Genomic DNA, 21,959 nt, shown 5'->3' with positions numbered 1-21,959 from the left:
CTCACCACTCCGGCAGCCTCTCCGGCAGCAGCGCCCGGATCGGCGCACCGTCGGCACTGGCGGCCAGCTTTTCGGCTTCGGCGATCGGCAGATCGACCTGCAGCAGCCAGCCGTCTTCATCGGCCTGCTCGCTGCGGATCACTTCCAGCTGGTGCAGGCGCGCACGCAGGCGGCCGGCATCCGGCGGCAGGCGCAGTTCGCCGGTGACATGCTGCAGGCCCAGGCGCTTGCCCAGCACCGCCTGCAGCAGCTCCAGGCCCTGCCCGTCACGCGCGGAAATCCACACCCGCTCGCGACGCGACTCATCCGGGATACCGTCCTGGCCATCGTGGCGGACGTCGGCACCGTCGATGCGGTCGATCTTGTTGAACACCAGCAGCTGCGGCAGGTCACCGGCACCGACCGCGGTCAGTACCTCGTCCACCTGGGCGATGCGCTCCTCGCGGTGCGGATCAGCAGCGTCGACCACGTGCAGCAGGAAGTCAGCCTCGCGCGCCTCGGACAGGGTCGAGCGGAACGCGGCGACCAGGTCATGCGGCAGATCACGGACGAAGCCGACGGTATCGGCCAGCACCACGTTGCCCCCCGGCACCGCAATGCGTCGCACGGTCGGGTCCAGCGTTGCGAACAGCTGGTCGGCGGCATACGCCTCGGCCCCGGTCATGGCGTTGAACAGGGTCGACTTGCCGGCGTTGGTGTAGCCCACCAAGGCCACGCGCGGCAGTTCGCTGCGCACGCGCGCGCGCCGCATCTGGGTGCGCTGCACCTCGACCTTTTCCAGGCGCTTCTGCAGCTGCTCGACCCGCTTCTGCAGCAGGCGGCGGTCGGTTTCCAGCTGGGTTTCACCCGGGCCACGCAGGCCGATCGAACCACCGCGCTGGCGCTCCAGGTGGGTCCAGCCGCGCACCAGCCGCGTGGCCAGGTGGCGCAGCTGCGCCAGCTCGACCTGCAGCTTGCCTTCGTGGCTGTGCGCACGCTGGGCGAAGATGTCCAGGATCAGGCCGGTACGGTCGATCACCCGGCGCTCGAGGAAGCGTTCCAGGTTGCGTTCCTGGCCCGGGCTCAACGCATGGTTGACCAGGATCAGGTCGGCACCGCTGGCGTCGGCCGCAGCCTTGATCTCGTCCAGCTTGCCGCTGCCGATCAGGGTCGACGGATTCGGACGGTCCAGGCGTGCGGTGATCGTCGCGGCGATGCTGGCCCCAGCCGAGCGGGCCAGATCACCGAATTCTTCCAGCACATCGTCTTCCAGCTTGCCGAAATGGGGCTGGATCAACAGGGCGTGTTCGCCCTTCTTCGAGCGGTCAAACATTCACCGCTCCGGTCTTACTCGTCTGCTTCATCACCTGCCTGACCACCTTCACCCGACTGCACGTAACCACCGCCCGGACCGACCTTCACGTTGCGTGCCGGAACGACCGTGGAAATGGCGTGCTTGTAGACCATCTGACTGACCGTATTGCGCAGCAGGACCACGAACTGGTCGAACGACTCGATCGTGCCCTGCAGCTTGATGCCGTTGACCAGGTACACCGAAACCGGCACGCGCTCGCGCCGCAGTGCGTTCAAGAAAGGATCCTGCAGCGATTGCCCCTTGGACATTGCACACTCCTGATTATTGTTCTTATTGGGTTGCCGACGGTTGCCACGGCCCCCGAGCCGCCCGCCGACCGATGATGTTACACGGCTGGCGGGGGTTCAGCGTGCGACGAAGGTCGACACCGCGCCGGCAAGGCGCTCGTGGTCGATATGGGGGTCGAACCAGCGCGCATCAAGTTCGCCGCGCAGCCAGGTCAGCTGGCGCTTGGCCAGCTGCCGGGTGGCGAAGATCGCCTTGTCCCGGAAGCGGGCGGCATCGCCCTCCCCGCCCAGATACTCCCAGGCCTGGCGATAGCCGACCGCGCGCACTGCCGGCAGGTCCAGCGGCGCCTCCACGGCGGCCATTTCCGGCATCGCGCGCAATGCCCGCACCTCATCCAGAAAGCCCTGTGCCAGCATGGCGTCGAAGCGCGCCTCGATACGCTGGTGAAGCACCGCGCGGTCACGCGGCGCCAGGATCAGCTTGAGCGTGCGTACCGGCAACGGCGCCACGCCCGGCCGACGCTGCCATTCAGTGATGGGGGTACCGGTCAGGCGATAGACCTCCAGCGCCCGCTGGATGCGCTGGGGGTCGGTGGCATGGATGCGTGCGGCGGCGGCCGGGTCGACCTTGGCCAGCTCAGCGTGCAGTGCTGCCCAGCCGCGTTCGGCCGCCTCGGCGCTGAGCGCTTCGCGCGTCGCCGGATCGGCCTCCGGCATCGGCGACAGACCCTGCAGCAGCGCCCGGAAATAAAGACCCGTGCCGCCGGCCAGGATCGGCATCTTGCCGCGCGCCACGATGTCGGCAACGACCCGGCCGGCATCGGCGGCGAACTCGGCTGCCGAGTAGGTCTGCCACGGATCGCGCAGGTCCAGCAGATGGTGCGGCGCCTGCGCACGCTCGGCCGCATCCGGCTTGGCCGAGCCGATATCCAGGTGGCGGTATACCAGCGCCGAATCGACGCTGACGATTTCGCCATCCAGCTGCTGTGCCAGAGCGATCGCGGTGGCGGTCTTGCCACTGGCGGTCGGCCCCATCACGGCGATCGCCAGTGGCCGCCGGTCGATGCCCATCAGTCTTCGTCCGGCCAGCGGATCGTCGGCGTGGCATCGGCACGCGGCGTCGGCACGGCCTCGACCGCCTGCCAGATCTTCAGCGCATCGACGGTGGCGGCTACGTCATGCACGCGCACGATGCGTGCGCCGCGCTGCACCGCGATCAGATGCGCGGCCACCGACGCGGCGACGCGCTCGGACGGCGTGTCGCGACCGGTCAGTTCGCCCAGGCTGCGCTTGCGCGACAGGCCAGCCAGCATCGGCACGCCCAGCTCCAGGAAGCGCTCGGAGCGTGCCAGCAGGGTCATGTTGTGGGCAGTGGTTTTGCCGAAACCGAAACCGAGATCGATCAGCAGGTTCTTCTTCGCAATGCCCGCCATCTCGGCAGCGAACAGGCGCTGGACCAGGAAGCCGTGCACCTCGGCGACCACGTCGTCGTAATGTGGATCGGCCTGCATGTGGCCTGGCTCGCCCTGCATGTGCATCAGCACCACCGGCACGCCGGTTGCAGCGGCGGCGTCCAGCGCCCCTTCCTGACGCAGGCCGTAGATGTCATTGATCATGCCGGCGCCAGCCGCCACGGCCGCGCGCATCACTTCCGGCTTGAAGGTGTCGATGCTGATCGGCACCTGGGTACGGGCCGCCAGCTGCTCGATCACCGGAATCACCCGGCGCAGCTCCTCCTCCACCGATACCGGCGCAGCGCCCGGGCGGGTCGATTCGCCGCCGATATCCAGCAGATCGGCGCCTTCCTCGACCAGCTTGAGGCCATGAGCGACCGCGGCCTCGGTGGTGTCGTGCGCGCCACCATCGGAGAACGAGTCCGGAGTGACGTTGACGATGCCCATGACCCGGGCACGGTCGAGGCGCAGGATGCGACCGGCGCAATCGAGCTGGGGCGAGGTATCGAACATCGGTAATCCTGTTGGGACAACGGCGGGTAGTTTAGTTCGGCAGGGCGGCGCCCTGCACCCGCAGAGGCAACGGCCACGGCAAAAACCCAAGCAACAGCAGAAGCTGGTTTCCTGAGGGTAGGCGGGGCGGGTTCGGTTGCGGGGGCCGCTGCAAGTACATCCATGTAAGCTCGGTCGCCGCATCCATGCGGCTCACGCCCCCGCAACCGGACCCACCCCGCCTTCGACAGATTTCCGCGATCTGTCGGGCCTTGTTTTCTGTAGAGCCGAGCCATGCTCGGCTCAGATCTCCCGGATATCGAGATGTTCGATTTAGATGGAGATTCATCCATGCATGGCGTGGATCTACGTTTCGACCAAGGTCGACACCTACCAACAGCACCAGGAAACCGTCAAAGGTGGGCCGGTGTCGGAGGGCGGGGTGTCAGCCGCATGGATGCGGCTGCCAAGCTTACAGGGACGTACTTGCAGCGTCCCCACACTCCGACACCGCCCCGCCAAATCATGGAATACCGCTGTTGCTGTTGCTCTGGCTCGTAGCAGGTGCAGGGCGCAGCCCTGCCGACACCACTCAACGGCGGCGGCGCTTGCGGTCTACGTACAGGGTCTTGGCAATGCTCAGCACGATGCCGACACCGATACCCACCACGCAGCCCAGCAGCAGGTTGTCGGCCCCCAGGCCCACACCCACGCCGACCACGGTGGCGATGACCATTTCGGCAGTGTGGGAAATCGGTTCGGGCTTCGGGGCGGACATGCGGGCTCCAGCGTCAGTTCGGTTCTTCGGGATGGGCCAGTGGCCCGGAAACGACGAAGCCGGGTTGCCCCGGCCTCGTCTGGTGTCACGTGCAGCGGGCCGTCAGTGCGATTCGGCCGGGCCCGCGATCGGCGGCAGCGGACGGGCGTCGCCGCCCTTGTCGTTGCCACCATCCTTGTTCGACTTGTTCCAGCCGGCCGGCGGCGGCGGATCGCGGCCTTCCATGATGGCGTCGATCTGCGGCGCGTCGATGGTCTCGTACTGCAGCAGCAGCTGGGACATCGCGTGCAGCTTGTCCAGGTTGGCGGTCATCAGCTCGGTGGTGCGTGCGTATGCCTCGTCGAGGATGTTGCGCACTTCCTCGTCGATGCGGCGCGCAGTGTCGTTGGACACGCTCTTGTGCTGGGTGACCGAACGGCCCAGGAACACCTCGTCGTCCTCTTCGCCATACGCGATCGGGCCGAGCTGGTCGGACAGGCCCCACTTGGTGACCATGTTGCGGGCCATCTTGGTAGCGCGTTCGATGTCGTTGGAGGCACCGGTGGTGACCTTGTCGGCACCGAAGATCAGCTCCTCGGCCACGCGACCACCGTACAGCGAGCACAGCTGCGACTTGATCGCCACGCGGTTCATCGAGTACTTGTCGCCTTCCGGCAGGTACATGGTCACACCCAGCGCACGACCGCGCGGAATGATGGTGACCTTGTAGACCGGGTCATGCTCGGGCACCAGGCGGCCGACGATGGCGTGACCGGCTTCGTGGTAGGCGGTGAGGGTCTTCTCTTCTTCGCTCATGGCCATCGAGCGGCGCTCGGCACCCATCAGGATCTTGTCGCGGGCACGGTCGAAGTGGTCCATGCGGACTTCCTTCTCGTTGCCACGCGCAGCGAACAGGGCGGCCTCGTTGCAGAGGTTGGCCAGGTCGGCACCGGAGAAGCCCGGGGTACCACGCGCGATCACCATCGGCTCGACGTCATCGGCCAGCGGCAGCTTGCGCATGTGCACCTTCAGGATGTGCTCGCGGCCCTTCACGTCCGGCAGGCCGACCACCACCTGGCGGTCGAAACGACCCGGACGCAGCAGTGCCGGGTCCAGCACGTCAGGACGGTTGGTCGCCGCGATCACGATCACGCCTTCGCCACCTTCGAAACCGTCCATTTCGACCAGCAGCTGGTTCAAGGTCTGCTCGCGCTCGTCGTGACCGCCACCCAGGCCGGCACCACGGTGGCGACCGACAGCGTCGATTTCATCGATGAAGATGATGCACGGCGCGTGCTTCTTGGCCTGCTCGAACATGTCGCGCACGCGGCTGGCGCCGACGCCGACGAACATTTCCACGAAGTCCGAACCGGAGATCGAGAAGAACGGCACCTTGGCCTCGCCGGCGATGGCCTTGGCCAGCAGCGTCTTGCCGGTACCCGGCGGGCCCACCATCAGCACGCCGCGCGGAATCTTGCCGCCCAGCTTGGTGAACTTGGACGGGTCGCGCAGGAAGTCGACCAGTTCGCCCACTTCCTCCTTGGCCTCGTCGCAGCCGGCGACGTCGGCGAAGGTGACCTTGATCTGGTCTTCGCCCTGCAGCTTGGCCCGCGACTTGCCGAAGGACATCGCGCCCTTGGCACCGCCGCCACCGCCCTGCATCTGGCGCATGATGAACAACCAGAAGCCGATGATCAGGATGACCGGCAGGAAATTCATCAGGATCGCGCCGAGGGAAATGCCGCTGGACGGCTCCTCCTGCACGATCTCCACGTTCTTGGTACGCAGCACGTTGATCAGGTCACGATCGAACGGCGCGGTGATGGTGGACGACTGCCCACCGCGGGTGGTGTAGGTCAGCTGGCTGGTGCCGCCGCGCATGTCGCCGCCAAAGGCGACCTTCTGCACGTTGCCGCTGTCCACCTGGTCCAGGAACTGCGAGTACGACGCGCCCTGCGCGCCGGCCCCGGAGGACTTCGGCGAGAAGCTCTGGAAGACCACCATCAGCACGACGGCGACGACCACCCATAGCAGGAGGTTCTTGGTCAAGTCGTTCATCCTCATTGGCTCCGGTGTTCCTCTCAGTGCTGGCGTTGCGTTGGGGTCGAACTTGCGTACGTTGCGAGCTTACTTCATGTGGGCGCGTTTTCCCTGACCCAAGGCATACACCTCGGGAGAGCGCTTGCGCGACGCTTCCGGCTTGCGGATGGAGACCTTGTCGTACCGGCGGCGCATGTCACGCACGTAGTCGTCAAAGCCTTCGCCCTGGAACAGCTTGATCAGGAACGCCCCACCGGTCTTAAGGTGGTTGTCGGCAAAATCCAGGGCCAGCTCCGCCAGGTGCATCATCCGCGGCTGGTCGACCGCGCCTACACCACTCTTATTGGGGGCCATGTCCGACAGCACAAGGTCTACCGGCTGATCCCCGAGCATGGCTTCAAACTGTGATAGGACGGCTTCTTCCCTGAAGTCACCATGAAGGAACTCCACGCCGGCCAGCGGCGGCATGTCCAGGATGTCCAGGGCCAGCACGCGGCCGGTGTCGCCGATCTGTCTCCTAACCTGCTGAGACCAGCCGCCCGGGGCGGCGCCGAGGTCCACGACCACCATGTGCGGCTTCAGCAACCGGTCACGTTCCAGCAGCTCTTCGAGCTTGTAGGCGGCGCGCGAGCGCATGCCTTCGGCCTGGGCCTTCTTCACGAAGGGGTCGGAGAAGTGTTCCTTGAGCCAGCGCTGGCTGCTTTTGCTGCGGGTAGCCATTGAAAATAGGGGCTGATGGGGTCCTCATGATACCCTGATCGCCCCATTCAACCGTGTTTTCCTGCATGTCCATCGCCCTGACCGCCTCCCAGACCCGTTTCCTGCGCGGCCAAGCCCACGACCTGAAGGCCCTGCTGCAGACCGGCGGCAAGGGTGTGACCCCGGCCTTCATTGCTGAGCTGAACGAAGTGCTGGAGCGCCACGAGCTGGTCAAGGTGAAGGTGGCTGCCGAAGACCGCGACGCCCGTGACGTGATGATCGGCGAGATCGTCGAAGCCACCGAAAGCGCGCTGGTGCAGCGCATCGGCCACGTCGCCGTGCTGTACCGCCCGAGCAAGGAACAGCGCCAGATCGTGCTGCCGCGCGGCTGATCGCCTACTGCCATGCAGCTGAACCACGAACCGCCGGATTACGCCTATAGCCTGCGTGCCGCCGATGGCCGCTCGGCCAAGGTGAATGACCAGGCGCTGGGCAGCAGCTTCTTCCTGACCCCGGACCAGCTGGTCACGCAATGGCCGGTGGTGAGCGCCACTGCGCTGCAGCTGGCTGACCTGGAGCCGATCCTGGCGCTGAACCCGGCGCTGATCGTGCTTGGCACCGGTGATCGCCAGGTGTTTCCGCCGGCGGTGGTGATGGCCGCCTGCCTGTCACGCGGCATCGGCCTGGAAGTGATGAACAATCCGGCCGCCGCGCGCACCTTCAACATCCTGGCCGGCGAAGGCCGCAAGGTTGCCGCCGCCTTCATTCTGGAAGGTTGAGGGCTGGAGCCGCCGGGCATGGCCCGGCGCTACCCTGGATCACACACCGCCTGTAGCGCCCGAGCTCATGCTCGGGCGTCGTCGTTTATCGGTGAAGAGCAGCCGAGCGTGGGCTCGGCTGTACAGGTGAAGCACGCCGGGCATGGCCCGTCGCTCCCCGATCCAACGGCGATCAGCGTGCCGGCAGGTACTGCTGCGGGTCGATCGGCTTGCCGTTGTAGCGGGTGAGCCGGCGGTGTTTGCGGCCCATGGGCCGCACCGTCGGCGAACGCCCGGCGCGCTGCGCCGGGCCGGGGATCCGCCCGGATTATGAATCGACGATCAGCGCGCCGGCAGGTACTGCTGCGGGTCGACCGGCTTGCCGTTGTAGCGGGTGAGCCGGCGGTGTTTGCGGCCCATGGGCCGCACCGTCGGCGAACGCCCGGCGCGCTGCGCCGGGCCGGGGATCCGCCCGGATTATGAATCGACGATCAGCGCGCCGGCAGGTACTGCTGCGGGTCGACCGGCTTGCCGTTGTAGCGGATCTCGAAGTGCACCATGTCGCGGTTCGCACCGGTACGGCCCATTTCGGCGATCTGCTCGCCGGCCTTCACGCTCTGCCCTTCATTCACCAGGCGCTTGCGGTTGTGGCCATAGGCCGACAGCCATTGGTCGCTGTGCTTGATGATGATCAGCTCGCCGTAGCCGACCAGACCGGCACCGGAATACACCACCACGCCATTGGCGGTGGCCTTGACCGCCTGGCCGCTGGTGCCGGCGATGTCCACGCCCTGCTTGGTCGCGTCACCGGCCACGTAGCGACCAACGATGGCGCCGTCAGCCGGCCACCGCCAGGCGATGTTGCTCTTCACCGGTCCCACCGGCGCCGGGGCCGGTGTGGTGCTGCCGCCACTGCTGCCACCGGAACGCGGCGGGGTCACCACCGTGGTCGGCGCGCGGCCGGCGCCGGCACCGGCCGGATACAGCCGGATCACCTGCCCCGGATGGATGGTCGAGGGGTTGTCCAGGCTGTTCCAGGCAATCAGGTCGGCCGGGGTGATGTCATGGATGCGGGCCAGCGCATAGATGGTGTCGCCCTTGCGCACCACCACGGTCTGCCCGGGCTTGGGCACCGAGGTCTTCGGCGTGGTCACACCACCCGCGGTGCTGCCACCACCAGGACGAACCACAGTCGCGGTACCGCAGGCGGCCAGGGTGGAAACCAGCAACGCCAGCGCGCCGATGCGCACTCCTTTGCTCAGACGATCAGGACTCATGCGAACTTCGACCTCCATACAAGCCAGGCGATCAGCACCACCACCAACGCGGTGGCGATCCAGCCCAGCGGTTCAATCCAGCGACGCAGTGCCGCTTCAGCACGCGCACCACCGATACGGATGACCGCAGCCAGCACGAATACGCGCTTGCCGCGACCGATCAGCATGCTCAGCAGGTACTGCGGCATCGGTACGCCGACGATACCCGATGCCCACGTGAAGACCTTCATCGGGATGGGCATGAATCCGCCCAGCACCAGGAAGGTGAACACCGCCCACGGCGACTCGGCCATCTTCGCCTGCACGGTGGTGATGCCCTGCTCGATGGCCGGCAGCATGCCCAGTGCTTCGAACAACGGCTTGATCGCTTCGAAGGCGTAATGACCCAGTGCATAGCCAATCAGCGCGCCGACCATCGAGCCGGCCAGGCTGAGGGTGGCGAACCACCAGCCGCGCTTGGGCTGGGCCACGCACATCGGTGCCAGCATCACCTCCGGCATCACCGGGAAGATGATCGCCTCGAAGAAGCTCAACACCGTCAGGTAGGTCGGCGCGCGTTCGTGCGCCGCCCACTTCATCGCCCGCTCGTACAGCGGCCCGAAAATCTTCATGCAACCCTGCTCCGTGGATTAGTCGAGCATGCCAGACAGCAGCGGCACGAACGTGACCGGCGCCAACACGTGTTGTTCGATGCTGCCGTCGGCCTTGCGGTCCAGCTGTACCAGCGACTGCGCCCCTGGGCCACCGACCGGCGCCACCAGGCGGCCGCCCTCGGCGAGCTGCTCGATCAGGGCGTCGACCAGTGCCGGCGCCGCCGCAGTGACCACGATGGCATCGAACGGACCGTGCTCGGCCCAACCGACGCGGCCGTCGTCATGCTTGGTGCGGATGTTCATGCCCAGCGCACGGAAGCGCTTGCGCGCCTGGCGCAGCAGGTCACCGATGCGCTCCACGGTGTAGACCTCCAGGCCCAGCGCACCGAGGATGGCGGCCTGGTAACCGGATCCGGTGCCGACTTCCAGCACCCGCTTCGGCGCGACCTGGAGCACCGCCTCGGTCATCCGCGCGACCACCCAGGGTTGCGAGATGGTCTGGCCGTGACCGATCGGCAGCGCGGTGTCTTCATACGCACGCGAGGCCAGTGCCTCGTCGATGAACAGATGGCGCGGCACCACCCGGATCGCGTTCAAGGTCGGCTCGTCGACAATCCCGGCTTCGCGAAGGCGGTCGACCAGGCGGTCACGCACGCGCTGCGAGGTCATGCCGATACCGACGGCTTCCGGTTGCAGGCGCAGGCGTGGGCTCATGCTGGCTGGTCCAGCGCGGCACTGAGGCCGCCGACCCAGCTGGCCACCTTCTCCAGTGCCTGGTAACGGGTCAGGTCGACCTGGATCGGGGTGATCGAAATGTGGCCGGTGCGCACCGCATGGAAATCGGTGCCGGGGCCGGAGTCCTGCTCACGACCGGCCGGGCCGATCCAGTACACCTCGTTGCCGCGCGGATCCTTCTGCGCGATGCAGCCTTCGGCGCGATGGCGGTTGCCCAGGCGGGTGACCTCGAAGCCCTTGACTTCGCTCCACGGCAGGTCAGGCACGTTGACGTTGAGGATGGTGTCAGCCGGCAACGGATCGGCCTTGAGCCGGGCGACGATCTCCACCGCGGCGCGCGCGGCGGTCTCGAAGTGCTTCGGATCATGGTTGCGGGTAACCAGCGAGACCGCCACCGCCGGCAGGCCGAGGAAGCGACCTTCCATCGCCGCCGAGACGGTGCCGGAATAGATCACGTCATCGCCGAGGTTGGCGGCATTGTTGATGCCGGACACGACAATATCGGGTTCGAACTCGAGCAGCCCGGTCAGCGCCAGGTGCACGCAGTCGGTCGGGGTGCCGGCCACCGAGACGGTGTAATGGTCGATGCGCTTGAGGCGGATCGGCAGGTCGAGGGTCAGCGAATTGCTGGCGCCGGAACGATCGCGGTCGGGCGCGACCACCGTGACTTCGTGACCGGCCTCACGCAACACCGAAGCAAGCATCCGGATGCCTGCGGCGTCGACGCCATCGTCGTTACTGACCAGGATTCGCATCTTCGATTTAACCGCTTGATTTTCCAAGAATTCGATTCCATCACCGTGCAATGTGGGCGGGACCGTCGTACTTCCCTGCGGAAGCCGTCGACCCTGCAAGGGCATCGTCTATTGTGCCGCATGCGAGCCGCCGGTCCTACCCTGCCGGCGGTCACGACCGACATCGAACCGTCATAGGCAGACCTGCGCCGGCGGTTTACCCTGTGCGCATGTCGCACCCTGAAGACGAAGATCCAGCCGCATTGTTCCGTGCGGCCATCGGCGAAGTGACGCCGCTGCGCAAGGATGCCGAGCCGGCACCGGCTGCGCCCCGGCCGAAGCCGCGCGCGCGCATGGCCGAACGTGACGAGGCCGAAGCCGCCGGCGAGTTCGCACGGCTGCTGCGCGACAGCACGCCACTGGAAGCCGGCGACGTGGCCAGCTATCGCCGCGACAACCTGCCACCTCGCCTGTTCCAGCGGCTGAAGCGTGGCCAGTACTCGGTGCAGGACGAACTGGACCTGCACGGCGCCACCGCGTCGCAGGCGGAGACACTGCTGCGCCAGTTCCTGCTGGAAGCGCATGCACACGACTATGGCTGCGTGCGCATCATCCACGGCAAGGGATTGCAGTCCGATGGCGGTGCGCCGGTACTGAAGAACCTGGTCGACCGCCTGCTGCGGCTGCGCAATGATGTGCTGGCGTTCCACTCGGCGCCAACCGGGCAAGGCGGTACCGGTGCGATGCTGGTGCTGCTGGCGCGCAGATGAAAAAGGGGACGGAGGGAATTAAGTCGTTTGTGCCACAAACGACTCAATTCCCTCCGTCCCCTTTTTCTGTCAGGCCTGCGAGGCGTCTTCGACCGGGCCGAACTCGTGCAGCACGGCGGTGGCGTAGCAGCCCGGCGGCAGCGCGAACGACAGCTCCAGCACGTCATCGGCCAGCCATTGGTGCTGCAGCAGCGCCGGGCGCAGGCGCAGCGCGCGGCGCTCCTGCTTCAGGCGCGCGTCTTCCAGGCCGGCCCGCAGTGCCTTCGACTCTTCGTCGTCCAGCGCGGCCAGCTCCAGCTCGCGTGCCGCATCGGTGCTGCGCAGCTCGCCTTCGCCCCACAGCGGCGCGCTGGGATGGATGTCGAAACGCGCCAGGCGCTCGGCCAGGACATCGGTGTACGGCTCGGGTCCGAACACGCTGCGGCTGCCATCGAGCATCCACACTTCACCTTCAAGCGGCTGGTCCCAGTTGCCCTGCTCCACACGCGCGGCCAGCACCCGATTGAACAGCGCCGAACGAGCAGCTGACAGCAGCAGCGAACGCTGGTCCTTGCGCATGCGGCGGCCACCGAACATCGCCAGTGCCGCCGGCACATTGCCGCCGTCGCGGCCAAAGCGCTGCTCGCCGAACCAGTTCGGCAAGCCGCGCTCGGCAATCTGCTGCAGGCGTTCGCTGATTGCTGCGGCATCGCCCTGCACTTCGCGCAGCACCAGCTTGAAGCGGTTGCCGGCCAGTGCGCCACGCTGCAGCTTGCGGTTGTGCCAGGTGGCTTCGAGCACTTCGATCTCGTCACTGGCCAGCTCGGCCAGGTCCGGCGCGACGCGCTTGGGCAGGTGCACGCTGAAACGCTGGGTGGTGACCGCATGGCGATCCTTCATCCCGGCGTAGCTCACCGCCATTTCCGGCAGGCCCGCCCACTTGGCCAGCACCTTGGCCACATGCACGGTGTTGGCGCCGCGCTTGCGGATGTGCAGCAGCAGGTGCTCGCCTTCACCGGTGGCCTCGAAGGCCGGCAGCTCGTCAACCTGGAAATCGTCCGGCGTGGTGCGGATGCGCGCCGTCAACAACGGCGCACCAAACGCCAACGGCAGCGGAATCATGCCGCCACCAGCAGCACAACGGCCTGTGCAGCGATGCCTTCGCCACGGCCGGTGAAGCCCAGCTTCTCCGAGGTGGTGGCCTTGACGCTGACCGCATCCAGCGGCAGCTGCAGCAACCCACCGATGCGCTCCCGCATCGCCAGCGCATGCGGGCCGACCTTCGGACGCTCGCAGATCACGGTGATGTCGGTGTTGCCGACGCGCCAGCCGCGCTCGCGCAGCAGGCTGTCGCAGTGGCGCACGAAATCGCTGCTGTCGGCGCCCTTCCAGCGGTCGTCACTCGGCGGGAAGTGCTGGCCGATGTCACCCAGCGCCAGCGCGCCGAGCATCGCATCGCAGAGGGCGTGCAGGATCACGTCGCCATCGCTGTGCGCGAGCACGCCGCAGCTGTGCGGCACGTTCACGCCGCCGAGCATGATGTGATCGCCTTCACCGAAGGCATGGACGTCGTAGCCCTGGCCGATGCGGACGGGCGGGAACGGTGCGGTGCTCATGGATGCAACCCTTGCAGCAGGGCCGCGCGGACGGTCAGCCGGCGCGGCGGGAAAGTACGAATTCGAACCGGTCCAGATCGGCCGGGGTGGTGACCTTGAAGTTGTCCTCGCTGCCTTCCACCAGCAGCGGGCGTTGGCCCTGGCGCTCCATGGCCATGGCCTCGTCGGTGACTTCAACACCGGCGGCCGCGGCGTCGGACAGCGCGCGGCTGAGCTGGTGGCGGCGGAACAGCTGTGGGGTCAGTGCACGCCACAGGCGCTCGCGCGGCTCGGTGCCATCGATGCCACCGTCATCGCCAGCGCGCTTGAGCGTGTCACGCACCGGTGCGGCCAGGATCGCCCCGACCGGGTCGGTACGACCGACTTCAAGCAGGCGGCCGAGATCGGCCAGCGACAGGTTCGGCCGCGCCGCATCGTGGACCAGCACGAACTCATCGGCGCGCACCGAGTCCGGCAGCGCCTGCAGACCAGCCAGCACCGAAGCGGCACGGGTCGCGCCACCGATGCAGGTCAGCACCGGCTTGCCCGCCCACTCGTTCCAGCCTGGCCAGTCGGCGTCGTCCTGGCCGATCACCACCATCGCACCGGCCACGGCCGGGTGCGCCAGCAGTGCATCCAGGGTATGGGCAAGCAGGATCTGCCCACCTGCCTGCAGGTACTGCTTGGGCAGCGGCGCACCGAAGCGGGCACCACGGCCGGCGGCCGGAACCACCACCCAGATTGCCGCGCTCATGGCACGTCTGCCGGGTGTTCGCCGGCCTGGGCACTGACGCCAGCGGCAGGCTGCACCGGTTGGACCGGCGCATCCTCGACCACGCGGTAGAACTTCTCGCCGGGCTTGATCATGCCCAGCTCGCTGCGTGCGCGTTCCTCGATGGCGGACTGGCCTTCCTTGAGGTCCTTCACTTCGGCAGCGAGCGCATCGTTGCGCTGCTGCAGACCCTCATTGTCCCGCTCCTGGTTGGCGACCTGGGCTTCGAGCATCATCACTTCGCCCGAATTGCCCGGACCGAACCAGAAGCGGTACTGCAGCCAGCCCAGCAGCAGGGCCAGCACCAGCAGCATCCAGCGCCAGTCGCGCATCGGCTCAGCGCTTCAGCGAAACGAACGCGTCACGACCGGCGTAACGCGCGCCGGCGCCGAGGGCTTCCTCGATGCGCAGCAGCTGGTTGTACTTGGCCACGCGATCGCTGCGGCACAGCGAGCCGGTCTTGATCTGGGTGGCGGTGGTGGCCACTGCGATGTCGGCAATGGTGGTGTCTTCGGTTTCGCCCGAACGGTGCGAGACCACGGCGGCGTAGCCAGCGCGGTCGGCCATGGCGATCGCTTCGAGGGTTTCGCTCAGGGTGCCGATCTGGTTGACCTTGATCAGGATCGCGTTGGCGGTGCCCGAGTCGATGCCTTCCTGGAAGATCTTCGGGTTGGTCACGAACAGGTCGTCACCGACCAGCTGCACCTTCTTGCCGATGCGGTCGGTCAGCAGCTTCCAGCCAGCCCAGTCGTTCTCGGCCAGGCCGTCTTCAATCGTGATGATCGGGTACTGCGCGGCCCAGTCGGCGAGGAAGTCGACGAACTGCTCGGAGGTCAGGCGCTTGTTCTCGCCGACCAGGTTGTACTTGCCGTTCTCGAAGAATTCGCTGGAGGCCACGTCCAGGCCCAGCAGCACGTCTTCACCGGCGGTGTAGCCGGCCTTGCCGATCGCCTCGAGGATGGTGTCCAGCGCTTCAACGTTGCTGCGGAAGTCCGGCGCGAAGCCACCTTCGTCGCCCACCGCCGTGCTCAGGCCGTGGCCCTTCAGCACCGACTTCAGCGAATGGAAGATTTCGGTACCGGCACGCAGCGCTTCAGAGAACGAGGTGAAGCCGACCGGCAGCACCATGAACTCCTGGAAGTCCACGTTGTTGTCGGCATGCGCACCGCCGTTGATGATGTTCATCATCGGCACCGGCAGCGACGGGGTAACGCCGGTCTTGGCGGCCAGGTACTGCCACAGCGCCTGCTTGTTCGATGCGGCGGCGGCGTGCGCAGCGGCCATCGAAACACCCAGCAGTGCGTTGGCGCCCAGGCGGCCCTTGTTCTCGGTGCCATCAAGATCGATCAGGCGACGGTCGAGGCCGGCCTGGTCGGTGGCTTCAAAACCCTTCAGCGCGGCGGCAATCGTGGTGTTGACGTTATCGACGGCCTTGCGCACGCCCTTGCCCAGATAACGGGTCTTGTCGCCATCACGCAGCTCGACCGCTTCCTTGGTGCCGGTCGAGGCGCCGGAGGGAACCGCGGCACGACCGAACGAACCGTCCTCCAGGATGACTTCGGCTTCCAGCGTGGGGTTGCCACGGCTGTCGAGGATTTCACGGGCGTGGATGCTGCGGATCGTACTCATGGTCGGGCCGGTTACCTGTCTGGAGAGGGGGCGACAAAACGAATGCCGCGTGATTATCCCCGGCTGCCCGCCACTTGCCAAATGGCGTGGGCAACCTCAGCCCCAGCTGGACCCGATCACGATCAGGGCCAGCGACACCAGCATCACCAGCAACACACCGGCCAACGCCGCCGCGACGGGACCACGGCTGCGTCGCCAGGCCAGCACCATTGCCATCAGGCTGCCGACGAAAGACAGACCCAGCGTAACCAGTGCGGCCAGAATCCAGTACTGCATGGCCTGTATGCCATGGTTGCCGTCACCCGGCGAGCCGAAGCTTGCAGCAAAGGCCAGCACACCCATCAGCACCGATGCCCAGGCAAGCACGGACAGCCCCAGCGCGACCAGACCCCACGGCCAGCCACGCGCTGATGAGGTCGTATTCATCAAAGAAATCCGTAGAACAGGGCGCCCAGCCACAGCGAGAGCAGGATGATCGCCAGGCCCGCGGCCACCTTGCCGCGATTCAGCCGCCAGGCCAGCACTGCGGCAGCGACGCATCCCACGGCACCGAGCAGCTCTGCCACCAGCAGCGCAATGAAGTACGCCTGCAGATCGAGTGCGCTGCTGCCATCACCGGGTGGCCGCACGGACGCGGCGCCGATCAGCACCAGGCCGAACATGCCCACGGTGAACAGCACGGCCAGGCCCAGCGCGATCGGGCCCCACGACCACTGACTCCAGTGGCGGCGGTGGCGCTGGGTTTCCAGCGCCAGCCACGGGTCACGACTCACGCGAAGCGCGAGAAGCCGTGCTTCTTTGTCACCGCGTCGAGCTCCATCAGGGTCTCGAGCAGCGCTTCCATCTGGTCCAGCGGCCACGCGTTGGGTCCATCGGACAGGGCCTTGGACGGATCCGGATGGGTCTCGGCGAACAGGCCGGAGATGCCCACCGCCACCGCGGCACGGGCCAGCACCGGCACGTGCTCGCGCTGGCCACCGGAACTGGTGCCCTGCCCGCCCGGCAGCTGCACCGAATGGGTGGCGTCGAACACCACCGGGCAACCGGTATCGCGCATCACCGCCAGCGAACGCATGTCGCTGACCAGGTTGTTGTAGCCGAAGCTGGCACCACGCTCGCAGACCATGATCTGCTCGTTGCCGGTGGCCTTGGCCTTCTCCACGACCGGCTTCATGTCCCACGGCGCCAGGAACTGGCCCTTCTTGATGTTGACCGGCTTGCCGGCCGAGCACACCTTGCGGATGAAGTCGGTCTGGCGGACCAGGAATGCCGGGGTCTGCAGCACATCCACCACCGAGGCCACTTCGTCCATCGGGGTGTATTCGTGGACGTCGGTCAGCACCGGCACGCCGATCTGCTTCTTGACCTCGGCCAGGACCTTCAGGCCCTCCTCCATGCCAGGGCCACGGAACGCGGTGCCCGAGGTGCGGTTGGCCTTGTCGAAGCTGGACTTGAAGATGAAGTTGACGCCGAGCTTGTCGGTGACTTCCTTCAGCTTGCCGGCGGTATCGAGCTGCAGCTGCATCGACTCGATCACGCAGGGGCCGGCGATCAGGAACAGGGGCTGGTCCAGCCCGACCTCGAATCCACACAGTTTCATGGCGTTTCCTTGTTGTCCGCGGCACCGGCCGGGCCGGTGCGCTGGGGGTTGAAGCGTGCAAGATGGGGGCCGACGGCCCCCATCACAAGTCAGGCGCGGGCTTCCTGCAGCAGCTTGCCGCCGGCCTTGCGCTCGCGTGCGGCGCGAATGAAACCGATGAACAGCGGATGGCCGTCACGCGGCGTGGACAGGAATTCCGGATGCGCCTGGCAGGCCAGGAACCACGGGTGCGCATCGCGCGGCAGTTCCACCACTTCCACCAGGGTGTCGTCCATCGACTTGCCGGCGATCACCAGGCCCGCATCTTCCAGCTGGGTGCGGTAGCGGTTGTTGAACTCGTAACGGTGGCGGTGGCGCTCGGCGACCACATCCTTGCCGTACAGCTCGCGGGCCAGCGTGCCCGGCTTCAGGCGCTGTTCCTGCAGGCCCAGGCGCATGGTGCCACCCAGGTCGCTCTTGTCGTCACGCTTCTCGACATCGCCGGTGGCGGTACGCCATTCGGTGATCAGGCCGATCACCGGGTTCGGCGACTGGCGGTCGTTCTCGGTGCTGTTGGCGCCTTCCAGGCCGACCACGTTGCGCGCGTAGTCGACGACGGCCGCCTGCATGCCGTAGCAGATGCCGAAGTACGGTACGTGCTGCTCGCGGGCGAACTTCGAAGTCAGCACCTTGCCTTCGAAACCACGGTCACCGAAGCCACCCGGCACCAGGATGCCGTCGACATCGGCCAGCGCGGCCATGTCGGTGCCTTCCAGGTCCTGTGCTTCCAGCCACTTCAGGTTGACCTTCGTGCGCTGGCGCAGGCCGCCATGCTTGAGTGCTTCACCGACCGACTTGTAGGCATCCTGGTGATCGACGTACTTGCCGACCACGGCGATGGTCACTTCGTCCAGCGGATGCAGGGTCGCGTCGACCGCGTCCTCCCACATCGACAGATCGACCGGACCGGCCTTGTCAGCCAGCTTCAGCTGGTTGACCACGATCTCGTCCAGGCCCTGTGCGTGCAGGCCCGACGGGATGCGGTACAGCACGTCGACGTCCGGCACGCTGATCACCGCGCGCTCGGAAACGTTGGTGAACTGGGCGATCTTGCGGCGCTCCGAATCCGGCACGGCCTGTTCCGAACGGCACAGCAGCACGTCCGGCTGGATGCCGATCGAGCGCAGTTCCTTCACCGAATGCTGGGTCGGCTTGGTCTTCAGCTCACCAGCGGCGCCGATATACGGCACCAGGGTGAGGTGCATGAACAGCGCCTTCTCCGGGCCACGCTCGGTGCGCACCTGGCGGATCGCTTCCAGGAACGGCAGCGACTCGATGTCGCCGACGGTGCCGCCGATCTCGACCAGCGCCACGTCGTAGCCTTCGGTGGCTTCGTCGATGCAGCGACGGATCTCGTCGGTGATGTGCGGAATGACCTGCACGGTCGCGCCCAGGTAGTCGCCGCGACGCTCCTTGCGGATCACGTTCTCGTAGATGCGGCCGGTGGTGACCGAGTTCTTGCGGCTCAGGCGGGTGCGCACGAAGCGCTCGTAGTGGCCCAGGTCGAGGTCGGTCTCGGCGCCGTCGTCGGTGACGTAGACCTCACCGTGCTGGAACGGGCTCATGGTGCCCGGGTCGACGTTGATGTACGGGTCGAGCTTCATCATCGTGACCTTCAGGCCACGGGCTTCAAGAATGGCGGCCAGCGACGCGGCGGCAATGCCTTTGCCGAGCGAGGACACCACGCCGCCGGTTACGAAAATCAAGGGAGTCATGGCTGCAAGCATCCTGTCTGGAAATGGAAAACGGCAGCACCACGCGCGCCCGTAGGGCGGGCATGGTGCTCAGAGGGGGTTTTCCGGTTCGCTGGGACAGCGAGGGAGGTGCGGATCCGTGCGGCGACAGGCGCCGTACAAGGACCCCCGTGCGAGGTCGGGGCGACCGTGCCGGTCAAATCGACCGTCACCTGCGACCCGCCATGCTGGAAGCCACGCTTGGCCGCTCCAGCCCATTCGCAAAGGGTGGACACGCACTTACTCCCGGAAAGCCATAGTTTACAGATTGATGGCCGCCAACCCAAGGGGCAGACGCCACGTTCCTAAAAAGAAACGCCCCGCAAAGCGGGGCGTTCCGGAGCGCAACCCTTGTCGCAAGGGCGCCTGGCAGGTCGCGGGATCAGCGCTTCTTGCGCGCTTCTTCCTCTTCTTCCTTCTGCGGGGCCGGCTGGCCCTGCGCCTTCATTTCGGCATTGGCCTGGGCACGGCGCTTGGCCTTGGCGTCCGCCTCGGCCTGCGCCTTGTCGGCCTGGTCGCCCTGCTGCGGGGCCGGCTGGCCGGCGTTCTGCGCCACCACCAGCGGCACTGCAACAGCGGCAGCGGCCAGGATCGCAATGGTCAGCAACTTCTTCATGAGGTCCTCCTCGCGGTATGGCTTGGATGTTTCGACCCAACGGGGGTCGCCGGCGTTCAGATTCCAGCGGCTGCCATTTTACCCCCTCTGCGTCGCCGAGACTGAACCGCAGGCGTGCAAAATCCCGTGCCAGACCCCACACTTGCCCGTCGCTCCAAGCTTTCGAAGACAGATGAACGCCCGTTATAACGCCGCCGATATTGAAGTCCTGTCCGGCCTTGACCCGGTCAAGCGCCGTCCCGGCATGTATACCGACACCGCGCGCCCGAACCACCTGGCGCAGGAAGTGATCGACAACTCGGTGGACGAGGCCCTCGCCGGCCACGCCCGCTCGATCGAGATCACCCTGTACAAGGACGGCAGCGTGGAGGTCAGCGATGACGGCCGCGGCATGCCGGTGGACATCCATCCGGAAGAGAAGATCCCGGGTGTCGAGCTGATCCTGACCCGCCTGCATGCCGGCGGCAAGTTCAGCAACAACAACTACACCTTCTCCGGCGGCCTGCACGGCGTCGGCGTCAGCGTGGTCAACGCGCTGTCGACCCTGGTGGAGGTGCACATCAAGCGCGAAGGCGCCGAACACCGCATCACCTTCCGCAATGGCGACCGCGCCACGCCGCTGGAAGTGGTCGGCAGCGTCGGCAAGAAGAACACCGGCACCCGCGTGCGCTTCTGGCCCGACCCGAAGTACTTCGACACGCCCAAGTTCGCGGTGCGCGCGCTCAAGCACCTGCTGCGCGCCAAGGCTGTGCTGTGCCCGGGCCTGACCGTGAAGCTGACGGATGAAGCCACCGGTGAAGTCGATACCTGGTACTACGAAGACGGTCTGCGCGATTACCTGAAGCTGGAACTGGGCGATCGCGAGATGCTGCCGGCCGAGCTGTTCGTCGGCAACCTGAAGAAGGACACCGAAATTGTTGACTGGGCCGTGGCCTGGCTGCCGGAAGGCGAGCTGGTGCAGGAAAGCTATGTCAACCTGATCCCCACTGCCCAGCACGGCACCCACGTCAACGGCCTGCGTACCGGCCTGACCGAGGCGCTGCGCGAGTTCTGCGACTTCCGCAACCTGCTGCCGCGCGGCGTCAAGCTGGCGCCGGAAGACGTGTGGGACCGGGTGTCGTTCGTGCTGTCGCTGAAGATGACCGATCCGCAGTTCAGCGGCCAGACCAAGGAGCGCCTGTCCTCGCGCCAGGCCGCCGGCTTCGTTGAAGGCGCCGCCCACGATGCCTTCAGCCTGCTGCTGAACCAGAACGTGGACCTGGGCGAGAAAATCGCGCAGATCGCCATCGAACGCGCCAGCGCGCGCCTGAAGACCGAAAAGCTGGTCGTCCGCAAGAAGGTCACCCAGGGCCCGGCCCTGCCTGGCAAGCTGGCCGACTGCATCAGCCAGGACCTGTCGCGTACCGAGCTGTTCCTGGTGGAAGGTGACTCGGCAGGTGGCAGCGCCAAGCAGGCACGCGACAAGGATTTCCAGGCCATCATGCCGTTGCGCGGCAAGATCCTGAACACCTGGGAAGTCTCGTCCAACAGCGTGCTGGCCTCGGAGGAAGTGCACAACCTGGCCATCGCCATCGGTTGTGATCCCGGCAAGGACGACATCAGCGGCCTGCGCTACGGCAAGGTCATCATCCTGGCCGACGCGGACTCCGACGGCCTGCACATCGCCACCCTGCTCACCGCTCTGTTCCTCAAGCACTTCCCGGCGCTGGTCGATGCCGGCCACGTGTTCGTGGCGATGCCGCCGCTGTTCCGCATCGACGTGGGCAAGCAGGTGTTCTACGCCCTGGACGAGGAAGAAAAGCGCTCGATGCTGGACAAGATCGAACGCGAGAAGATCAAGGGCGCGATCAACGTCACCCGCTTCAAGGGCCTGGGCGAGATGAATCCGCCACAGCTGCGCGAGTCGACCATCCACCCCGACACCCGCCGCCTGGTGCAGCTGACCGTGGACGATCGCGAGCAGACGAGCTCGCTGATGGACATGCTGCTGGCCAAGAAGCGTGCGTCCGACCGCAAGGGCTGGCTGGAGTCGAAGGGCGACCTGGCTTCGCTGGAAGTCTGATCCAGCCCCATCACCCGGTAGTGGGGGGGGGGGGGGGGGGGGGG

The 21,959-nt window shown here is 66.5% G+C and carries 25 protein-coding genes; 4 read left to right on the top strand and 21 right to left on the bottom strand.

The genetic code is table 11. The features are described from left to right. Nucleotide 1 precedes the first annotated feature (1 nt). The 7 genes from hflX to rlmE form a co-directional block, all read right to left on the bottom strand. Entirely contained in the window at nucleotides 2-1,312 is a 1,311-nt protein-coding gene (gene hflX / locus R1H25_RS14330; RefSeq protein WP_100442734.1) for a ribosome rescue GTPase HflX, read from the bottom strand. Nucleotides 1,313-1,326: 14 nt separating this feature from the next. Continuing rightward, complete coding sequence (gene hfq / locus R1H25_RS14325; RefSeq protein WP_004152891.1) at nucleotides 1,327-1,602, bottom strand: RNA chaperone Hfq; 276 nt, start codon at nucleotides 1,600-1,602, stop codon at nucleotides 1,327-1,329. Nucleotides 1,603-1,698: 96 nt separating this feature from the next. Further along, nucleotides 1,699-2,652: a tRNA (adenosine(37)-N6)-dimethylallyltransferase MiaA gene (gene miaA / locus R1H25_RS14320; RefSeq protein ID WP_154348829.1), complete on the bottom strand. Its 954-nt coding sequence runs from the start codon at nucleotides 2,650-2,652 to the stop codon at nucleotides 1,699-1,701. Next, nucleotides 2,652-3,548 (bottom strand): dihydropteroate synthase, encoded by an 897-nt coding sequence (gene folP, locus R1H25_RS14315; RefSeq protein ID WP_049449556.1) that lies wholly within the window; start codon nucleotides 3,546-3,548, stop codon nucleotides 2,652-2,654. The genes miaA and folP overlap by 1 nt, the downstream gene beginning before the upstream one ends. A 571-nt stretch (nucleotides 3,549-4,119) precedes the next feature. Further along, a complete protein-coding gene (locus tag R1H25_RS14310; RefSeq protein WP_005409016.1) occupies nucleotides 4,120-4,305 on the bottom strand; it encodes a hypothetical protein in 186 nt (61 codons plus the stop codon). A 102-nt stretch (nucleotides 4,306-4,407) separates the two neighbouring features. Continuing rightward, on the bottom strand, nucleotides 4,408-6,342 hold the full coding sequence (ftsH, locus tag R1H25_RS14305) for an ATP-dependent zinc metalloprotease FtsH (RefSeq protein WP_010485966.1): 1,935 nt from the start codon (nucleotides 6,340-6,342) through the stop codon (nucleotides 4,408-4,410). Nucleotides 6,343-6,411: 69 nt separating this feature from the next. Further along, nucleotides 6,412-7,044, bottom strand: coding sequence for a 23S rRNA (uridine(2552)-2'-O)-methyltransferase RlmE (gene rlmE / locus R1H25_RS14300; RefSeq protein ID WP_005409014.1), 633 nt, complete (start codon nucleotides 7,042-7,044; stop codon nucleotides 6,412-6,414). Between the two features lie 65 nt (nucleotides 7,045-7,109). Between rlmE and yhbY the strand changes: the two genes are divergently transcribed. Together yhbY and R1H25_RS14290 are read left to right on the top strand one after the other, a co-directional pair. Next, nucleotides 7,110-7,415, top strand: a complete 306-nt coding sequence (gene yhbY, locus R1H25_RS14295) for a ribosome assembly RNA-binding protein YhbY (RefSeq protein ID WP_004152868.1) — start codon at nucleotides 7,110-7,112, stop codon at nucleotides 7,413-7,415. 12 nt (nucleotides 7,416-7,427) lie between these two features. After that, nucleotides 7,428-7,802, top strand: coding sequence for an Mth938-like domain-containing protein (locus tag R1H25_RS14290; protein WP_005412930.1), 375 nt, complete (start codon nucleotides 7,428-7,430; stop codon nucleotides 7,800-7,802). 470 nt (nucleotides 7,803-8,272) lie between these two features. On the opposite strand, the gene R1H25_RS14285 is transcribed toward R1H25_RS14290, so the two are convergent. The 4 genes from R1H25_RS14285 to surE are packed head-to-tail and all read right to left on the bottom strand — an operon-like array spanning nucleotide 8,273 to nucleotide 11,141. After that, on the bottom strand, nucleotides 8,273-9,058 hold the full coding sequence (locus tag R1H25_RS14285) for a peptidoglycan DD-metalloendopeptidase family protein (protein WP_317223904.1): 786 nt from the start codon (nucleotides 9,056-9,058) through the stop codon (nucleotides 8,273-8,275). Further along, complete coding sequence (locus tag R1H25_RS14280; RefSeq protein ID WP_005409010.1) at nucleotides 9,055-9,669, bottom strand: YqaA family protein; 615 nt, start codon at nucleotides 9,667-9,669, stop codon at nucleotides 9,055-9,057. The genes R1H25_RS14285 and R1H25_RS14280 overlap by 4 nt, the downstream gene beginning before the upstream one ends. 18 nt (nucleotides 9,670-9,687) lie before the next feature. Continuing rightward, on the bottom strand, nucleotides 9,688-10,365 hold the full coding sequence (locus tag R1H25_RS14275) for a protein-L-isoaspartate(D-aspartate) O-methyltransferase (RefSeq protein WP_010485977.1): 678 nt from the start codon (nucleotides 10,363-10,365) through the stop codon (nucleotides 9,688-9,690). Continuing rightward, nucleotides 10,362-11,141 (bottom strand): 5'/3'-nucleotidase SurE, encoded by a 780-nt coding sequence (gene surE, locus R1H25_RS14270; protein WP_010485979.1) that lies wholly within the window; start codon nucleotides 11,139-11,141, stop codon nucleotides 10,362-10,364. Before surE ends, R1H25_RS14275 begins: the two co-directional genes overlap by 4 nt. Nucleotides 11,142-11,350: 209 nt before the next feature. On the opposite strand from surE, the gene R1H25_RS14265 reads away from it, so the two are divergent. Next, the gene (locus tag R1H25_RS14265; RefSeq protein WP_088025603.1) at nucleotides 11,351-11,890 is read left to right on the top strand and encodes a Smr/MutS family protein; all 540 of its coding nucleotides are present in this window, start codon (nucleotides 11,351-11,353) and stop codon (nucleotides 11,888-11,890) included. Between the two features lie 69 nt (nucleotides 11,891-11,959). On the opposite strand, the gene truD is transcribed toward R1H25_RS14265, so the two are convergent. The 10 genes from truD to R1H25_RS14215 all read right to left on the bottom strand — a co-directional run bounded on the left by truD (nucleotide 11,960) and on the right by R1H25_RS14215 (nucleotide 19,853). Next, nucleotides 11,960-12,991: a tRNA pseudouridine(13) synthase TruD gene (gene truD / locus R1H25_RS14260; RefSeq protein WP_317223903.1), complete on the bottom strand. Its 1,032-nt coding sequence runs from the start codon at nucleotides 12,989-12,991 to the stop codon at nucleotides 11,960-11,962. After that, the gene (gene ispF, locus R1H25_RS14255) at nucleotides 12,988-13,485 is read right to left on the bottom strand and encodes a 2-C-methyl-D-erythritol 2,4-cyclodiphosphate synthase (RefSeq protein ID WP_005409005.1); all 498 of its coding nucleotides are present in this window, start codon (nucleotides 13,483-13,485) and stop codon (nucleotides 12,988-12,990) included. Before ispF ends, truD begins: the two co-directional genes overlap by 4 nt. A 34-nt stretch (nucleotides 13,486-13,519) precedes the next feature. Next, nucleotides 13,520-14,218, bottom strand: coding sequence for a 2-C-methyl-D-erythritol 4-phosphate cytidylyltransferase (gene ispD / locus R1H25_RS14250; RefSeq protein WP_057499492.1), 699 nt, complete (start codon nucleotides 14,216-14,218; stop codon nucleotides 13,520-13,522). Further along, a complete protein-coding gene (ftsB, locus tag R1H25_RS14245; RefSeq protein WP_049447762.1) occupies nucleotides 14,215-14,568 on the bottom strand; it encodes a cell division protein FtsB in 354 nt (117 codons plus the stop codon). Before ftsB ends, ispD begins: the two co-directional genes overlap by 4 nt. Before the next feature lie 4 nt (nucleotides 14,569-14,572). Continuing rightward, nucleotides 14,573-15,865 carry a phosphopyruvate hydratase gene (eno, locus tag R1H25_RS14240; RefSeq protein WP_053442798.1) on the bottom strand — a complete coding sequence of 431 codons (1,293 nt, stop codon included), beginning with the start codon at nucleotides 15,863-15,865 and terminating at the stop codon, nucleotides 14,573-14,575. Nucleotides 15,866-15,961: 96 nt separating this feature from the next. Then, nucleotides 15,962-16,291, bottom strand: a complete 330-nt coding sequence (locus tag R1H25_RS14235; RefSeq protein WP_049447765.1) for a hypothetical protein — start codon at nucleotides 16,289-16,291, stop codon at nucleotides 15,962-15,964. Continuing rightward, complete coding sequence (locus R1H25_RS14230) at nucleotides 16,291-16,638, bottom strand: hypothetical protein (protein WP_317223902.1); 348 nt, start codon at nucleotides 16,636-16,638, stop codon at nucleotides 16,291-16,293. Before R1H25_RS14230 ends, R1H25_RS14235 begins: the two co-directional genes overlap by 1 nt. Further along, the gene (kdsA, locus tag R1H25_RS14225; RefSeq protein ID WP_014036736.1) at nucleotides 16,635-17,465 is read right to left on the bottom strand and encodes a 3-deoxy-8-phosphooctulonate synthase; all 831 of its coding nucleotides are present in this window, start codon (nucleotides 17,463-17,465) and stop codon (nucleotides 16,635-16,637) included. Before kdsA ends, R1H25_RS14230 begins: the two co-directional genes overlap by 4 nt. Nucleotides 17,466-17,554: 89 nt before the next feature. Further along, complete coding sequence (locus tag R1H25_RS14220) at nucleotides 17,555-19,219, bottom strand: CTP synthase (RefSeq protein ID WP_014036735.1); 1,665 nt, start codon at nucleotides 19,217-19,219, stop codon at nucleotides 17,555-17,557. A 400-nt stretch (nucleotides 19,220-19,619) separates the two neighbouring features. Continuing rightward, nucleotides 19,620-19,853 carry a hypothetical protein gene (locus R1H25_RS14215; RefSeq protein WP_014036734.1) on the bottom strand — a complete coding sequence of 78 codons (234 nt, stop codon included), beginning with the start codon at nucleotides 19,851-19,853 and terminating at the stop codon, nucleotides 19,620-19,622. A gap of 172 nt (nucleotides 19,854-20,025) precedes the next feature. Here R1H25_RS14215 and parE point away from each other — a divergent pair, with 172 nt between their 5' ends. Further along, nucleotides 20,026-21,915, top strand: a complete 1,890-nt coding sequence (gene parE, locus R1H25_RS14210; protein WP_049447768.1) for a DNA topoisomerase IV subunit B — start codon at nucleotides 20,026-20,028, stop codon at nucleotides 21,913-21,915. The last annotated feature ends 44 nt before the right edge of the window (nucleotides 21,916-21,959 follow it).

It is taken from the genome of Stenotrophomonas veracruzanensis, from assembly GCF_032911525.1.
Lineage (GTDB): Bacteria > Pseudomonadota > Gammaproteobacteria > Xanthomonadales > Xanthomonadaceae > Stenotrophomonas > Stenotrophomonas africana.
Note: the sequence above shows the minus strand (reverse complement) of the source record. Positions and strands in the feature narration are given on the sequence as shown.

Coding starts and splice junctions, on each gene's coding strand:
- R1H25_RS14275 (WP_010485977.1), bottom strand. CDS start 10,365: ATGAGCCCACGCCTGCGCCTGCAACCGGAAGCCGTCGGTATCGGCATG.
- rlmE (WP_005409014.1), bottom strand. CDS start 7,044: ATGGCTACCCGCAGCAAAAGCAGCCAGCGCTGGCTCAAGGAACACTTC.
- surE (WP_010485979.1), bottom strand. CDS start 11,141: ATGCGAATCCTGGTCAGTAACGACGATGGCGTCGACGCCGCAGGCATC.
- hfq (WP_004152891.1), bottom strand. CDS start 1,602: ATGTCCAAGGGGCAATCGCTGCAGGATCCTTTCTTGAACGCACTGCGG.
- ispD (WP_057499492.1), bottom strand. CDS start 14,218: ATGAGCGCGGCAATCTGGGTGGTGGTTCCGGCCGCCGGCCGTGGTGCC.
- R1H25_RS14215 (WP_014036734.1), bottom strand. CDS start 19,853: ATGAAGAAGTTGCTGACCATTGCGATCCTGGCCGCTGCCGCTGTTGCA.
- eno (WP_053442798.1), bottom strand. CDS start 15,865: ATGAGTACGATCCGCAGCATCCACGCCCGTGAAATCCTCGACAGCCGT.
- hflX (WP_100442734.1), bottom strand. CDS start 1,312: ATGTTTGACCGCTCGAAGAAGGGCGAACACGCCCTGTTGATCCAGCCC.
- R1H25_RS14290 (WP_005412930.1), top strand. CDS start 7,428: ATGCAGCTGAACCACGAACCGCCGGATTACGCCTATAGCCTGCGTGCC.
- folP (WP_049449556.1), bottom strand. CDS start 3,548: ATGTTCGATACCTCGCCCCAGCTCGATTGCGCCGGTCGCATCCTGCGC.
- parE (WP_049447768.1), top strand. CDS start 20,026: ATGAACGCCCGTTATAACGCCGCCGATATTGAAGTCCTGTCCGGCCTT.
- truD (WP_317223903.1), bottom strand. CDS start 12,991: ATGATTCCGCTGCCGTTGGCGTTTGGTGCGCCGTTGTTGACGGCGCGC.
- kdsA (WP_014036736.1), bottom strand. CDS start 17,465: ATGAAACTGTGTGGATTCGAGGTCGGGCTGGACCAGCCCCTGTTCCTG.
- ftsH (WP_010485966.1), bottom strand. CDS start 6,342: ATGAACGACTTGACCAAGAACCTCCTGCTATGGGTGGTCGTCGCCGTC.
- miaA (WP_154348829.1), bottom strand. CDS start 2,652: ATGGGCATCGACCGGCGGCCACTGGCGATCGCCGTGATGGGGCCGACC.
- ispF (WP_005409005.1), bottom strand. CDS start 13,485: ATGAGCACCGCACCGTTCCCGCCCGTCCGCATCGGCCAGGGCTACGAC.
- ftsB (WP_049447762.1), bottom strand. CDS start 14,568: ATGCGCGACTGGCGCTGGATGCTGCTGGTGCTGGCCCTGCTGCTGGGC.
- R1H25_RS14280 (WP_005409010.1), bottom strand. CDS start 9,669: ATGAAGATTTTCGGGCCGCTGTACGAGCGGGCGATGAAGTGGGCGGCG.
- R1H25_RS14310 (WP_005409016.1), bottom strand. CDS start 4,305: ATGTCCGCCCCGAAGCCCGAACCGATTTCCCACACTGCCGAAATGGTC.
- R1H25_RS14235 (WP_049447765.1), bottom strand. CDS start 16,291: ATGAATACGACCTCATCAGCGCGTGGCTGGCCGTGGGGTCTGGTCGCG.
- R1H25_RS14285 (WP_317223904.1), bottom strand. CDS start 9,058: ATGAGTCCTGATCGTCTGAGCAAAGGAGTGCGCATCGGCGCGCTGGCG.
- R1H25_RS14265 (WP_088025603.1), top strand. CDS start 11,351: ATGTCGCACCCTGAAGACGAAGATCCAGCCGCATTGTTCCGTGCGGCC.
- R1H25_RS14220 (WP_014036735.1), bottom strand. CDS start 19,219: ATGACTCCCTTGATTTTCGTAACCGGCGGCGTGGTGTCCTCGCTCGGC.
- yhbY (WP_004152868.1), top strand. CDS start 7,110: ATGTCCATCGCCCTGACCGCCTCCCAGACCCGTTTCCTGCGCGGCCAA.